Source organism: Acidovorax sp. BL-A-41-H1 (assembly GCF_051942715.1).
On the sequence record NZ_JBPVJQ010000006.1, the window covers coordinates 338,518 to 352,040 of the forward strand.

13 protein-coding genes are annotated in these 13,523 nt (G+C 66.0%); 8 read left to right on the forward strand and 5 right to left on the reverse strand.

Annotated elements, in window-relative coordinates:
* Nucleotides 1-12 precede the first annotated feature (12 nt).
* From ACTPOI_RS14715 to ACTPOI_RS14735, 5 genes are read left to right on the forward strand one after another with little or no spacing between them, the layout of a single operon-like run.
* Nucleotides 13-837 (forward strand): SURF1 family protein, encoded by an 825-nt coding sequence (locus ACTPOI_RS14715; RefSeq protein WP_440110058.1) that lies wholly within the window; start codon nt 13-15, stop codon nt 835-837.
* On the forward strand, nt 779-1,522 hold the full coding sequence (locus ACTPOI_RS14720) for a hypothetical protein (protein WP_440110060.1): 744 nt from the start codon (nt 779-781) through the stop codon (nt 1,520-1,522). Before ACTPOI_RS14715 ends, ACTPOI_RS14720 begins: the two co-directional genes overlap by 59 nt.
* Nucleotides 1,519-2,700 (forward strand): COX15/CtaA family protein, encoded by a 1,182-nt coding sequence (locus ACTPOI_RS14725; protein ID WP_440110062.1) that lies wholly within the window; start codon nt 1,519-1,521, stop codon nt 2,698-2,700. The genes ACTPOI_RS14720 and ACTPOI_RS14725 overlap by 4 nt, the downstream gene beginning before the upstream one ends.
* Nucleotides 2,697-3,599, forward strand: a complete 903-nt coding sequence (gene cyoE / locus ACTPOI_RS14730; protein ID WP_440110064.1) for a heme o synthase — start codon at nt 2,697-2,699, stop codon at nt 3,597-3,599. The genes ACTPOI_RS14725 and cyoE overlap by 4 nt, the downstream gene beginning before the upstream one ends.
* A gap of 50 nt (nt 3,600-3,649) precedes the next feature.
* Complete coding sequence (locus ACTPOI_RS14735; protein WP_440110066.1) at nt 3,650-4,219, forward strand: SCO family protein; 570 nt, start codon at nt 3,650-3,652, stop codon at nt 4,217-4,219.
* 177 nt (nt 4,220-4,396) lie between these two features.
* On the opposite strand, the gene ACTPOI_RS14740 is transcribed toward ACTPOI_RS14735, so the two are convergent.
* From ACTPOI_RS14740 to ku, 4 genes are all read right to left on the reverse strand, one after another.
* Nucleotides 4,397-5,425 carry a Bug family tripartite tricarboxylate transporter substrate binding protein gene (locus ACTPOI_RS14740; RefSeq protein ID WP_440110068.1) on the reverse strand — a complete coding sequence of 343 codons (1,029 nt, stop codon included), beginning with the start codon at nt 5,423-5,425 and terminating at the stop codon, nt 4,397-4,399.
* Nucleotides 5,426-5,574: 149 nt separating this feature from the next.
* Complete coding sequence (gene rpoH / locus ACTPOI_RS14745; RefSeq protein ID WP_440110070.1) at nt 5,575-6,516, reverse strand: RNA polymerase sigma factor RpoH; 942 nt, start codon at nt 6,514-6,516, stop codon at nt 5,575-5,577.
* A gap of 210 nt (nt 6,517-6,726) precedes the next feature.
* Nucleotides 6,727-10,128, reverse strand: a complete 3,402-nt coding sequence (ligD, locus tag ACTPOI_RS14750; protein ID WP_440110072.1) for a DNA ligase D — start codon at nt 10,126-10,128, stop codon at nt 6,727-6,729.
* 89 nt (nt 10,129-10,217) lie between these two features.
* Entirely contained in the window at nt 10,218-11,099 is an 882-nt protein-coding gene (gene ku, locus ACTPOI_RS14755; RefSeq protein ID WP_440110074.1) for a non-homologous end joining protein Ku, read from the reverse strand.
* Between the two features lie 280 nt (nt 11,100-11,379).
* Between ku and ACTPOI_RS14760 the strand changes: the two genes are divergently transcribed.
* From ACTPOI_RS14760 to ACTPOI_RS14770, 3 genes are all read left to right on the forward strand, one after another.
* The gene (locus tag ACTPOI_RS14760; RefSeq protein WP_440110076.1) at nt 11,380-11,544 is read left to right on the forward strand and encodes a hypothetical protein; all 165 of its coding nucleotides are present in this window, start codon (nt 11,380-11,382) and stop codon (nt 11,542-11,544) included.
* A gap of 65 nt (nt 11,545-11,609) precedes the next feature.
* Nucleotides 11,610-12,659 (forward strand): patatin-like phospholipase family protein, encoded by a 1,050-nt coding sequence (locus tag ACTPOI_RS14765; RefSeq protein WP_440110078.1) that lies wholly within the window; start codon nt 11,610-11,612, stop codon nt 12,657-12,659.
* A 101-nt stretch (nt 12,660-12,760) separates the two neighbouring features.
* The gene (locus tag ACTPOI_RS14770) at nt 12,761-12,973 is read left to right on the forward strand and encodes a DUF3606 domain-containing protein (RefSeq protein ID WP_440110080.1); all 213 of its coding nucleotides are present in this window, start codon (nt 12,761-12,763) and stop codon (nt 12,971-12,973) included.
* Nucleotides 12,974-13,055: 82 nt separating this feature from the next.
* Here ACTPOI_RS14770 and ACTPOI_RS14775 read toward each other — a convergent pair whose 3' ends face one another.
* Nucleotides 13,056-13,520 (reverse strand): DUF2269 family protein, encoded by a 465-nt coding sequence (locus tag ACTPOI_RS14775; protein ID WP_440110082.1) that lies wholly within the window; start codon nt 13,518-13,520, stop codon nt 13,056-13,058.
* Nucleotides 13,521-13,523: the final 3 nt, after the last annotated feature.

The window sequence follows — 13,523 nt, forward strand, 5'->3', positions numbered from 1 at the left end:
AGCCATTATCCCGTGACTGCCCTGACCCGCGCTGCGGACCTGCGTTTCTGGCTGATCACCCTCGCTGCCATTGTGGCCATGCTGGTTACGGCATCGCTGGGGCGGTGGCAGCTTTCTCGCGCGTCGCAGAAGCAGGCGCTGCAGTCGGCCATTGACGAGCGCCGGCAGTTGGGTCCGGTAGACGTGCGAGCCTTCGTGCAGGCACAGGAGCCGTCAGCGTCGACTACCGGACACGCCGACAAAGCGGGCGCCGATGACGCTCTTGCCCATGGCCTGGTCCACCGAACGGTAGCGTTGCGTGGGCGCTGGGTCCCCGAATTTACGGTTTTTCTGGACAATCGCCAGATGAACGGCCGCCCGGGCTTCTTTGTGGTGACCCCGCTGCAGCTCACGGGCCCGGAAGGAGCCGGCAAAGTGGTCATGGTCCAGCGCGGGTGGGTGCCCCGCAATTTCCAGGACCGCACCCAGCTCCCGCAGGTCGAGACACCGCGGGACGCCGAAGTCAGCGTACAAGGCCGGATCGCTTCGCCCCCCTCGCGCCTGTATGAGTTCGACGACGGCCCGGCAATCCAAAGGTCTTCGCCCATCCGGCAAAATCTCGATCTTGCGGCCTTCCGCACCGAGTCGCGTCTGCCCATCCTGCCGCTCACGGTGTTGCAGACCGGCGAGGCAGCCGACGGCCTGCTGCGCAACTGGCCCATCGTCAGCGCTGGCATCGACAAACACTACGGTTACGCATTTCAATGGTTCGGGCTCTGCGGCCTGATTGCAACGCTTTATGTCTGGTTCAACATCTTCCGACGGTTCATTCGCCCGCGCCGCCAGCCAGCCGCCTGAGGAGGCCGGGGAGCATCCACTGGGGCTCACGGTGCACACGCTGCCAGCGGCTGGCGCTGCGGTGGCCGACGCGCAGCGCGGCCGCTACGGCCGGCTCAAGATGCTCGGGGTGCTGCTCATCTGTGCGGCGCCCGTGATTGCCTCGTACTTCACGTACTACGTGGTGCGGCCCGAAGGCCGCCGCAGCTATGGCGAGCTGATCGACCCGCAGCGCACCTTCCCGGACCTGAAAGCGACAACCCTGGACGGGCAGACAATGGACCTGCGTTCGCTCAAGGGCCAGTGGTTGCTGGTGAGTGTGGCGGGTGGCGCCTGCGACGCAGCCTGCCAGAACCACCTGTACTTGCAGCGCCAGATGCGCGAAAGCCTGGGCAAGGAAAAAGACCGGCTCGACTGGGTGTGGCTGGTCAACGATTCCGCACCGCTGCCGGCAGAGCTGGGCACAGCCCTGCAAAAGGCCACCGTACTGCGGTTGGACGCCGCAGCATTGGGCAGCTGGCTAGCCCCTGCGCAGGGTCACGTGCTGGCGGATCACCTGTACGTGGTGGACCCCATGGGCAACTGGATGATGCGTTTCCCGGCCGCGATGGACACGACCGGCGCTGCCAAGGCCAAACGCGACCTGGAGCGCTTGCTGCGCGCCTCTTCATCGTGGGATGACGCCGGTCGCCCCGTAAAGCCATGATGGACACGCAGCCGCTGTACGATTTGGCGCCGCTGGCGCGGCTGATGCTTGTTGGCATCCTTATCGCCGTGGGCCCGCTGGCCTGGATTGCCCTGCGCAACCGCGGCAGCTCGCCGGTGCGCCGCCTGCAAGCACTGACCGTGCTGACGCTTTTCCTGACGTTTGATCTGGTGCTCTTCGGTGCATTCACCCGCCTGACGGACTCGGGCCTGGGATGCCCGGACTGGCCCGGCTGCTACGGCAGCGCAAGCCCTGTCGGCGCGCGCCAGGAGATCGCTGCCGCTCAAGAGGCCATGCCCACCGGGCCTGTCACCCACGGCAAGGCATGGGTGGAGATGATCCACCGCTACCTGGCAACGGGCGTTGGCGTGCTGATCATCGCGATGACGGCCTCGGCCTGGGTTCAGCGGCGCCAGGCGCTGCGCAATGGCGCGCAGCAACCACCGCTCAGCCCGTGGTGGCCCACCTTCACACTGTTTTGGGTGTGTCTGCAGGGGGCGTTTGGTGCGCTGACGGTGACCATGAAGCTCTTTCCCGCCATCGTCACGCTCCACCTGATGGGTGGCGTGGTGCTGCTGGCGCTGTTGTGCGTGCAGGCAGTGCGCCACACGCACTGGGCGCAGGGGCGCCAGCCTGTGAGTCTGACCAGCCCGCTGCGCCTTGCGTTGGTGGCTGCCACGGCGCTGGTGGGCGTGCAGATCGTGCTGGGTGGCTGGGTGAGCACCAACTATGCTGTGCTGGCCTGCACCACTTTTCCCACCTGCCAGGGCAGCTGGTGGCCCGAGATGAATTTTGCGCAGGGCTTCCAGATATGGCGTGAACTGGGCATGCTGCAGGACGGCACCCACATCAGCTTCGCCGGACTCACGGCCATCCACTATGTTCACCGCCTCATGGCCTACCTGGTGCTGGCCGTGATCTGGGGCGTGGCCTGGGTGCTGCATCGCCGCGGTCTGCTGGTGGCGCAGGCGCGCTGGCTGGCAGCACTGGGTGCCCTGCAGCTCGTCACCGGGCTCTCCAATGTGGTGCTGGACTGGCCGCTGGTCGCCGCCGTCCTTCATACTGGCGGCGCCGCGGCGTTGGTGGTTGTTCTGACATGGTCCCTTGCGTCAAGCCGCGTTGCCGCGCACCCGCAAGCGGCCACTGCACCGTTGCGTGCACCGAGAGTTTCTGCATGAGTGTTGCTTCCCCCGCGGCGGTTTCGCCGCCGTCCCGCCTGGCGCAGTTCTACGCGCTGACCAAGCCGCGCGTGGTCCAGCTGATCGTCTTCTGCGCGCTGATCGGCATGGTGCTGGCGGTGCCCGGCTTGCCCTCTGGCGCACAACTGGGCCTGATGGCCGTAGCCTCTGCTGGCGTCTGGCTGGTGGCGGGGGCTGCTGCCGCATTCAACTGCATCGTCGAGCAGGGCATTGATGCCAAGATGAAGCGCACCGCGTGGCGCCCCACCGCCAAAGGCGAGCTGTCGAATGCGCAGACCCTGCTGTTCTCTGCCGTGCTGTGCGGTGCCGGGTCGGCCATCCTGTACTTCCTGGTCAACCCGCTGACCATGTGGCTTACGTTTGCCACGTTCGTGGGTTATGCGGTGATCTACACCGTCATCCTGAAGCCGCTGACCCCACAGAACATCGTGATCGGTGGTGCCTCAGGCGCCATGCCGCCCGTGCTGGGCTGGGCCGCAATGACCAACGACGTGGGACCCGAGGCGCTGATCCTGTTCCTGATCATTTTCCTGTGGACCCCGCCGCATTTCTGGGCGCTCGCGCTGTACAGGGTGGAGGACTACCGCAAGTCGGGCCTGCCCATGCTGCCCGTCACGCACGGCAACGAGTTCACGCGCCTGCAGGTCTTCCTGTACACGCTGATCCTTTTTGCGGGCTGCCTGATGCCGTTTGTCTATGGCATGAGCTCCTGGATCTATCTGGCGGCGGCGGTGCTGCTCAGTGGCGGGTTCTGTGCCTACGGCTTCGCACTGTGGCGCAACTATTCTGATGCGCTGGCCCGCAAGACCTTCCGCTTTTCCCTGATCCACCTGAGCGTGCTGTTTGCAGCCCTGCTGGTGGACCACTACGTGCTGTGACTGCCATGCTCCAACGTCGATTTACTATCAAATCTATAGCTGTCATGGCAATGGCGATAAGCGCTACCGCCCTTTTTTCTGCCTGTACCGAGAAAAAGGTGGAGTTTCGGGGTGTGGATGTCACCGGCGCCGAGTACGCGCGCGACCTGCCGCTGACAGACCACCACGGCCAGGCCCGCCGCATGGCGGACTTTGCGGGCAAGGTCGTGGTGGTGTTCTTCGGCTTCACGCAGTGCCCGGATGTCTGCCCCACATCCATGCAGGAACTGGCCGAAGTCAAGAAGATGCTGGGCCCGGACGGCGACCGGCTGCAAGGGATCTTCGTCACCGTGGACCCGGATCGCGACACGCCCGAAGTGCTCAAGGCGTACATGGCCAACTTTGATCCGACCTTCCTGGCGCTGCGCGGCACGCCCGAGCAGCTGGCTGCCGTCGCCAAGGACTTCAAGATCTACTACAAGAAGGTCGATGGCAAGACCCCCACCAGCTACACCATGGATCACTCGGCCGGCAGCTACGTATACGACACGGCCGGCCGTCTGCGCGTGTACAACCGCTACGGGAGCGGCGCGCAGGCGCTGGCGTCGGACGTGAAGGCCTTGCTGGGCGAGGCGCGCTGAGCTTTCACCGACGCACGCCTTCAACGGGCGGTGCGCCCCTGTCGCTGGCAGCCCCGCCTGCGCCCCAACGTGGCAGGGCAGTCTTGACGGAGGCTTTCACCCAAGTAGCCATTGCAAGACGGCCGCGCCCCGCAGGCCGGCACAAGCTGAGGCCCTGAATGGCCTCAGCGACGCTGGTCACTCCGCCTTGATGCCTCGCATCGCAATCACGCCGCCGAGCAGGCTGGTGTCGGCCTTGATCCGGTTGGCCAGGCCTTCAGGCGATGTGCCCGCCACTTGCCAGCCCTGCTGGAAAAGCTTGCTGCGTACTTCTTCGCTGCGGGCAATCTCGCCGATCAGTGCAGCGAGCTTGGCCTGGATGGGCTTGGGCATGGTTGCAGGGGCTGCAAACGCGTTCCAGATCTCCAAATTGAAGTTGCTGATGCCTGCCTCTGACAGGCTCGGGATGTCGGGCGCGAGCGCGCTGCGCGTGGTCGATGTCACGCCGATAGCGCGCAGCTTGCCGGCCTTGACCTGCGCCTGCGCCAGCGCTGGGGGCATCAGTGCCATCTGCAGTTGCCCGCCCAGCATGGCGGTGGCCACCTGGGCATAGCCGGGGTAGGGCACGTGCACGGGATTGATGTTGCTGCGCGACTTGAGCAGTTCGGTACCGATATGCCCCACGGTGCCGACGCCCGGCGTGCCATAGCTCCATTTGTCACCACCATTGCGGGCGGCCACAAAGAACTCCTGTGCGGTAGCGGTTGCGGGCACACCCGGCTGGTTCACGGGCGCGGTCAGCACCAGCGGTGATGTGCCGATCAGGCTCAACGGGGCCAGGTCCTTGATCGGGTCGTAAGGCACCGCTGCGTTGAGCAGCTTCGCAATGGTCAGGTTGCCGTTGATCATCAGGCCGATGGTGTGGTCGTCGCGCGCCTTGGCAACGGCATCGGCGCCAATGTTGCCGCCCGCGCCCACGCGGTTCTCGACGATGACCGGTTGCCCCAGCGCCTTGGACAGCGGCTCGGCAAATGTGCGCGCCGTCAGGTCGGGCGACGAGCCACCGGGGAAGCCGACGATGATCCGTACCGTCTTGGTGGGCCATTTGGCCGCCAGCGCTGCGGCACCAGAGGCCGATGTCTGTGCGGCCGCCCAGGGGGCAGCGGTGGCAAGCGCCAGGACCAGTGCGGTGCGGCGGGACAAAGTGCGTGCGGTATGGGCGGACAAGGGGAGATCTCCTCGCTGGATACATGTCTGAATGGCTGAAAGCCAAAGGGCCCCTTGCGGGGCCCTCTCGGCAGTCATCCGTGAAACGCGATGGTAAGGCAACACTGCACCGAAGGCCGCGCATTTGCAGGGCCAACCCTGCACCTTCGTCAAGCGTACTCGGCCAGCGCCTTCTTCATCTTTTTCATCGCGGCCACCTCGATCTGGCGGATGCGCTCGGCGCTCACGCCGTACACCGCTGCCAGGTCGTGCAGCGTCATGCCACCGGTGCCATCGTCATTCACCTTGAGCCAGCGCTCCTCCACGATGCGGCGGCTGCGGTCGTCCAGGCTGTTCAGGGCCGCGGCGATACCGTCGGTGGCCATGGCATCGCGCTGGCGCGACTCGATCATGGCGGTCGGCTCGTGCGAGGCATCGGCCAGGTAGGCAATGGGGCCAAACGCCTGTTCGCCGTCGTCCGACGGGGCGGGGTCCAGCAGCACGTCACCACCCGACATGCGCGTTTCCATCTCGATGACTTCTTCGCGCTTGACGTTCAGCTGCGCCGCCACCGCGTCGATTTCCTGGTCCGACAGCGTATCGCGATGCGTGGCAGCGTCGGCTGCGGCGGCATCGGCCTTGAAGCCCTGCTTCATCGAACGCAGGTTGAAGAACAGCTTGCGCTGGGCCTTGGTGGTAGCCACCTTCACCATGCGCCAGTTCTTGAGGATGTATTCGTGGATCTCGGCCTTGATCCAGTGCATGGCGTAGCTCACCAGCCGCACGCCCTGCTCGGGGTCAAAGCGCTTGACGGCCTTCATCAGGCCGACGTTGCCTTCCTGGATGAGATCGCCATGGGGAAGCCCGTAGCCCAGATACTGGCGTGCGATGGACACCACGAGACGCAGGTGCGACATCACCAGCCGGCCGGCGGCATCGACATCGTTGTCGTCCCGCAGACGGCGTGCATACGACTGCTCTTCCTCCAGGGAGAGCATGGGCAAACGGTTGACCGCCGAAATGTAGGCGTCCAGATTGCCGAGGGGAGGCACGAGCGCCCAAGCGTTCGCAGGTGCCAAAGTCGTTGTCGCGGTTCCAGATTGAAGGTTCATTCCGGCGTCCTTTCCTCTAAGCCATGATGTTAGCACTCTCTTCGAGTGAGTGCTAAGGGTGAAGTTCCCTCTGCGTTTCCACGGGATTGCACAGGTAGCGGCCGGCAGGTGTTGCGGCGCAAAGCGTCCAGTCTGATGGCCCTGCGTGTCTGCGGTAGCGCGCTCAGGTAAAGCCAAGTCGTTGATTTGTATGCATTTGATATGGCGGCATCACTCTTTCAGCAGCTTCATTCCCTGCGCCAGATACTGCCGTTTCTTCCAGAAGCCTTTCCAGGGGTCGTCCTGCTGAAAGCTCAGGTACTCCCGCGCGGTCGCGATGGTCCACTGCGCTCCTCCCTCCAGTTCCCGAAGCTGCCCCCAGCCCACGGGCATCGACACTCCCATCCCCGGGCGGGCGCGTGCCGAGAAGGCGCACACAGTGGTCTGGCCATGACCGTTGCGCAGGTAGTCGATGAAGATCTTGCCCACCCGGTTCTTGCCCCCCATCACGGCCACAAACCGTGACGGGATGACCCTGGCCATGTGCCGCACCAGCGCCTGGGTAAAGGCCTTGACCTCGGGGAACGCAAGGGTGGGCGTAATGGGCACCACCACATGCAGTCCCTTGCCGCCGCTGGTCTTGAGCCAGCTTTCCAGGCCCAGCTCGGTGAGCATCACGCGCGTCAGCTCGGCCGCCTCCTGCAGCATGGGCCAGGTCACGCCTTCGCCCGGGTCCAGGTCCAGCACAAACCGGTCGGGCTGGTCGATGCGGCGGGTGGTGGAGTTCCAGGTGTGGAACTCCACCACGTTCATCTGTGCGGCCGAGATCAGCGCGTCAGCAGAGTCCGCCGCCAGCAGAGGCTCATGCTCGGGCCAGAGGGCGGGGTCGAGTTCGCGCATACCCGGCATCCGCGTCTCGGGGTGCTTCTGGAAGAACTGTTGGCCGGTAATGCCTGAAGGGGCCCGCACCAGGGATATGGGGCGGTCTTTCAGGTGCGGCAGCATCCACCGGGCTACGCTTTCGTAGTAGTGGACCAGGTCCAGCTTGCGCAAGCCGGTGGTTGGGTCGATCACACGGTCGGCATGGGTGATGCGGACTGACGACGTGGGGGTCTTTGCGGGTGCCGGGGTGGGCTGGGGCGTTGGGGCGGCGTTGGCGACGGACTGCACTGCCTCCTCGCGCACGATGGCTTCGGCGGGCTTGTCGGTGCGGATGCCGCGGAATACGGCGTGGCGGATCTTGCTGTCGGGCGTCCATTCGCCAAACGCCACTTCGACCACAAGCGAAGGGCGCACCCAGCGCTCTTCGCCCGCCCTGCGCCTGGACCACCGGCCGGGCTGCAGCTCGGTAGCCGCCACCGGGGGGTGGGGCGTTTCCAGCCGGGTCAGACGGGCATGCAGGTCCTTGCCCGTGGCAGAGTCCCATCCGGTGCCCACCGAACCGGCAGCTCGAAGCGTGCCGTTGTCGTGGTAGCCCAGCATCAGGCTGCCCACTTCACGCGCTGCCCCGCTGCGCTGGGTGAAGCCGAGCACCACAAACTCCTGCCGGTGCTGGCACTTGAGCTTCATCCAGGTTTCTGTGCGCCCAGACACATAAGGGGCGTCCGGGCGCTTGACGATGACGCCCTCCAGGCCCATCTGGCAGGCGGCACCCAGCAGCTGCGCGGGCGCGGCGTCAAACGCTTCGCTGAAACGGATGTGCGTGTTGCCCCGTGCGGTCAACAGCTGATGCAACACGCCTCGCCGGGCTGCCAGCGGCACCGCGCGCAGGTCCATCCCGCCCAGGAAGGGCACGTCAAACACGAACATCACGATCTCTGCCGTGCGTGCGCTGTCAATGGCGTTTTGCAGGCGGTTGAAGTCCGGCACGCCCGCGTCGTTCAGCACCACGATCTCGCCGTCCAGCCAGCCGCTGGTCAGGCCCAGTGCCTTCACGCCCGCGGCCACCCCGGCCAGCCGCGCGGTCCAGTCGTGGCCGTTGCGCGTGAAGATGCGCACATCGTCCCCGTCCACCCGGGCCAGTACGCGGTAGCCGTCGAACTTGGTTTCGATGATCCAGTCGCCGGGTGGCACCGATGACACCAGTGTGGCGAGCTGTGGCTCCAGCCGGGCAGGGAGCCGCGCCTTTTTTCCCGACGTGGCTGGGCCGCTCTTCGCAGCGTTGGGGGGATCGCCCCGTGGCTCGCGCTGCTCCACGGGGCCCAATGGTTTTTGCACGACGCTGTCGGGCAGCGCTTTGATGACGTCGTATTCGGCCAGCGGGCGCGCCCAGGCGTCGCCACGCTTTTTGAACAGCATCCACTGGTCCTGCTTTTTCTCGCCCGGTCGCGATATGCGCACCAGCTCCCACACGCCCGCCAGCTTCTCGCCGTGCAGCCTGAACACCAGCTTGCCTACCGCCAGCCCGTCGTCCGGGTCGCCCACAGGTTCCCAGGTGCCGCGGTCCCACACCAGCACGGTGCCTGCGCCGTACTCGCCCTTCGGAATGCTCCCTTCGAAGGTGTTGTAGGCCAGCGGGTGGTCTTCCACCTGGATGGCCATGGACTTCACGGTGGGGTCGAACGAGGGACCTTTGGGCACCGCCCAGCTCAGCATCACGCCGCCCCATTCCAGGCGGAAGTCGTAGTGCAGCCGTGACGCCCAGTGTTTCTGGATGACGAACTGCAGCGGGCCGCCGCTGGCTGCCTTGCGCGCACCGCGGGCAGCGGTGGCTATCCCTGCGGGTTCGGCCGTGCGGCTGAAGTCGCGTTTGGCGTTGTAGGCTGACAGGGGCGCGGGGGCTGCTGTTCTCGATGTCAGGCGAGCCGGCGCTTTGGCGCGTGATGACGGGTTTGTCGCCGGTGCCTTGCTGCGCGCAGCGGGCTTTCGGGGCTTGAGCTGCGCCCATACCGGCGCGTGGTCGCTGGGGCTTTCCTTGCCACGTTCTTCGCGGTCCACACCCGCGCCCTCCACGGCAAGCGCCCCGCTCACCAGGATGTGGTCGATGCGCAGCCCTGCGTCTCGCTCCCAGCGCTTGCGCCGGTAGTCCCAGAAGGTGAATGGCGCCGCACCGGGGTGCGCATGGGCCAGTGCATCCGTCCAGCCCTGTGCCAGCATGCGGGCAAATGCTGCGCGGGGCTCGGGTTGCAGCAGGGCGTCTTCACGCCAGGTGTCGGGGCGGTAGATGTCGTGGTCGGTGGGCACCACGTTCCAGTCGCCCAGCAGTACCGCCGGGTAGCCCGAACTGACCAGCTCTCGCGCACGGCTTTCCAGCCGCTCGAACCAGCGCATCTTGTAGTCAAACTTGGGGCCAGGCCGCGGGTTGCCGTTGGGCAGGTAGAGGCAGGCAAACAGCAGGCCGTCGATGGCGGCCTCCACATACCGCGCTTCCTTGTCGGCGGGGTCGTCAGGCAGGGAAGTCACTACCGGCAGCGGTTCGATTTCGCGGCTGAGGAGTGCTACCCCGTTCCAGGTGCGCTGGCCCACCACGATGCTGTGGTAGCCCGCCTGTTCAAGCGCATCCGTGGGGAAGTCCGCGGCGGTGCACTTGAGTTCCTGCAGCGCCACCACGTCCGGCCGGGTGCGGGCCAGCCAGTCCAGCAGCTGCTGCAGCCGCTTGTGGATGTGGTTGATGTTCCAGGTGGCCACGCGCATCGCATCACCTTGCGCGCGTCACGGTCGTGTTGTCGCGTTGCGGGCGCACGCAGAGCCGACCCCGAGGGTGTGGATGGCTATGCCGGCGTTCATGCAGCCTTCTTCTGGGTGGCAGGCTTGCTCGCTGGCTCCTTGGCGCCCGCCTTCTTGGCAGGGGTCTTGCGGGCCGGTTTGCCGCCTCCCTTGAGGCTGCGCTGCAGCAGTGCCGTCAGGTCGATCACTTCGCCCGTATGCGCTGGCGCATCTTCCTCGGGCTGCAGCACGGTCTGGCCTTCGCCCGCCTTGGCTTTCTTTTCCACCAGCTTCATCACCTGGATGCGGAACTCGTCCTTGAAGTCCGCCGGGTCCCAGGGGCCCGACATTTCCTCGACCAGTTGCCTGGCCATCTTCAGCTCTGCCGCGCTCACATTGCCGCGCCCGGCGGGGGGCAGCTCCAGCGCGTCGAGTGTCTTCACCTCGTCGCCCCAGCGCAGCAGGCTCAGCACCAGCGCGGGGCCGGACGGGACGAGCGCGGCCAGATGCTGCTTGGTTGCAATCACCACCTTGGCCAGCCCGATCTTGCCGGTGGAGGCCAGCGTTTCGCGCAGCAGGGCGTAGACCCGGTCGCTCTTGTTGATGGGCGCCACGTAATAGGGCCGCTCAAGAAAGACGAAAGGCAGTTCGTTGGCGCCGATAAAGCGCTCAATCGAGATCGTCTGTGTGGTCTTGGGAAATACGGCCTCGATCTCGTCGGGGCTGATGACGACGTACTTGCCGTCCTCGTATTCCACGCCCTTGACGATGTTGTCCTTGTCGATCTCCTTGCCCGTGCGCTTGTTGATGCGCTTGTAGCCCACCGGGTCCATGGATCGTTTGTCCAGCCAGTCAAAGTCCACCCCCTGTTCGCTAGCGGCCGTGTGCAGCCCCACCGGAATGTGAACGAGGCCGAAGGTGATGGCGCCCTTCCAGAGCGTGCGGCTTCCTGTTGCCATGTGTGACCTGGGCTCCGTGCAAATACCGATCGGGCCAGTGTGCTGCGCGGCGCAACTGGTGCGTGTAGGCAGCCGCTTACCGCAACCGTAGGCACACGCACCTTGGAGCCCGTGTGACGCCTGCCTATGCTGGCCCATGCCTGCTGCACTGCGCCACATCGCCGTCCATGTTGAAGAGCCCCGACCGCGGGATTTCCGGTGGGTGCTGACAGAGCGAGAGGGCGAGGCGTGGAGGCCCATCGGCAAAGCGACTGCGGCCGATGCCACTTACAGGCAAGCCATGGCCCATGGCCTGCTGGCCCTGCAGGCGCTGGTGGATGACCTCGATGCGGGGCCCCGGCGCGCAGCGGCCGATGCTGCGGACGCAACCCCAAGGCAGCAGTCGGCAGCGCCCGAGGAGCCGCTAGCCGCGACCAGCTTCTTCGGCTTTGGCCCTGCGGCCTAGCGTGGCCGTGGCGCCATCGGCACCTCTCAGGCCCCTGCATCCATCCATTCACCACAAGGACTCCCATGAACGAACCCCGCAAGCGCCTGCCCCGTAGCGCCACCACGCTGAACATTGCCCTGCAGGGCGGCGGCACCCACGGCGCCTTCACCTGGGGCGTGCTCGACCGGCTGCTGGAAGACGAACACATCCACATCGGCCGCATCACGGGCACCAGCGCGGGCGCCCTCAACGGCGCGGCGCTGGCCACCGGCATGGCGCGCGGCGGGCGGGCGGGTGCGCGGCAGCATCTTGCATCGCTGTGGGAGCAGGTTGCCCAGGCAGGCGCGCTCATGACCTTCTTTTCGCTGCCCCTGCGCAAGCCTGGCATGGGCGTATGGGACGATGCCATGCCGCTGCTCTCGCCCTGGCAGACCAACCCGATGGGCATGGCGCCGCTGCGGCACATCCTGCACACCGTGGTCGATGAAGCGGTGCTGCGCGATGCCGATGCGGCAACCCCGCTGTTTGTGAACGCCCTCAACGTCCGCACGGGTGCGCCCCGGGTGTTCGGCCCGGCTGACATCACCATCGAGGCACTGCTGGCGTCGGCCTGCGCGCCGCTGTCGTACCAGGCCGTGCAGGTGGATGGCGAGGCGTACTGGGATGGCAGCTATGCCGCCAACCCCTGCCTGTGGCCGCTGTATGAGGGACAGCTCGATACCGACATCCTCTTGGTCGAGCTCACGCCCTTGCAACGTGCCGAAGTGCCGCTGTCGGCCAAGAACATCCTCAACCGCATCAACGAAGTCGCCTCGGTCAACGGCCTGGTGGCGGAGTTGCGGGCGTTGGATGCCATCAACCGCCATGCGGCGGGCGCAGACATCCGCATGCATGTGCTGAGCCTGCCAGACCAGGCTGCAGGCGTGCTGGCTACCGAGGCGTCGATCAAGCGCACGGTGGGGCGCGTGGTGTTCGAAATGTTGCGGCAGGAAGGGCGGCGCGCGTGCGAGGACTGGCTGGGCGCGCACGCCCGCCACTTGGGGCACCGGGCATCGGTGGATGTGGCGACCCGGTACCTCGCGCCTTTCGAGCCCTTCGCGCAAGGCGTGCCCGCGCTGGCTACGCAGGGGTAGACGGTGCCTCGGCACTCACCACGGCGCTCCCTTGGCCTACAGGTCTGGCCCCGCGCGGCACATAGGCTGGGTGGCGAAACCCCATCTTGAAAGGACACACCATGAACGAAGCCGCACAGCCCGACCGCATCGACCTTGAAGACGCCGCATCGCTCGCCCGCTGGGAGAAGGAACTTGACACCACCGAAGAACAGCTGCGCGATGCCGTCGCCAAGGTAGGCGACAAGGCCGCCGATGTGGAAATGCACTTGAAAGGCGCCCGCAGCACCACCAACGCCGACCGCATGGAACAGGCGGGCGAGGGCGGCGTTTGATGCGCTATCTGCCGAACTGAGCCCCGACGGGCTGCGACGTCAGTGCCGCAGAAACGTCAGCCCTTCATGGGGCAGGTTCAGCCTACGACGGCTTGGCCACCATCAGCCAGAAGATGGCCAGAAAGGTCGCCAGCGCCGCAAACCCCAGGCCCACCCACCACCCGAAGCACACCCAGTAGGCGCGTGGCAACGGCTGGCCCGCCTGCGCCGCCCGGGCCGAGATATCCCGCAGCCGCATCTGCAGCCACACCACCGGCAGCCAGCACGCGATCGCCAGTACGTAGAGCGCCAGCGACCACATCACCCAGTGCGTGCGCAATGGGATGCCCGCCATGTGCACCATCCACAGCCCGGTCACCGGCTGGAGGATGGCCGTGGTGCCCGTAAACAGCCAGTCGGCGCGCACCACCCACCGCGTGATGGCCGCCACAAACGCCACGTTACGGCTCAGGCTGGCCACCAGCAGGTAAAAGGCCGACCCGATGCCCGTGCCGAACAGCACGGTGGAAGAGAGGATGTGCAGCCACTTGAGCACCAGGTATTCCATGTG

Bases quoted from the DNA above. Each gene is read 5' to 3' on its own strand.
- ACTPOI_RS14720 (WP_440110060.1), top strand. From the start codon at position 779: ATGTCTGGTTCAACATCTTCCGACGGTTCATTCGCCCGCGCCGCCAGC.
- ACTPOI_RS14725 (WP_440110062.1), top strand. From the start codon at position 1,519: ATGATGGACACGCAGCCGCTGTACGATTTGGCGCCGCTGGCGCGGCTG.
- cyoE (WP_440110064.1), top strand. From the start codon at position 2,697: ATGAGTGTTGCTTCCCCCGCGGCGGTTTCGCCGCCGTCCCGCCTGGCG.
- ACTPOI_RS14735 (WP_440110066.1), top strand. From the start codon at position 3,650: ATGGCGATAAGCGCTACCGCCCTTTTTTCTGCCTGTACCGAGAAAAAG.
- rpoH (WP_440110070.1), bottom strand. From the start codon at position 6,516: ATGAACCTTCAATCTGGAACCGCGACAACGACTTTGGCACCTGCGAAC.
- ligD (WP_440110072.1), bottom strand. From the start codon at position 10,128: ATGCGCGTGGCCACCTGGAACATCAACCACATCCACAAGCGGCTGCAG.
- ku (WP_440110074.1), bottom strand. From the start codon at position 11,099: ATGGCAACAGGAAGCCGCACGCTCTGGAAGGGCGCCATCACCTTCGGC.
- ACTPOI_RS14760 (WP_440110076.1), top strand. From the start codon at position 11,380: ATGGCCCATGGCCTGCTGGCCCTGCAGGCGCTGGTGGATGACCTCGAT.
- ACTPOI_RS14765 (WP_440110078.1), top strand. From the start codon at position 11,610: ATGAACGAACCCCGCAAGCGCCTGCCCCGTAGCGCCACCACGCTGAAC.
- ACTPOI_RS14770 (WP_440110080.1), top strand. From the start codon at position 12,761: ATGAACGAAGCCGCACAGCCCGACCGCATCGACCTTGAAGACGCCGCA.
- ACTPOI_RS14775 (WP_440110082.1), bottom strand. From the start codon at position 13,520: ATGGAATACCTGGTGCTCAAGTGGCTGCACATCCTCTCTTCCACCGTG.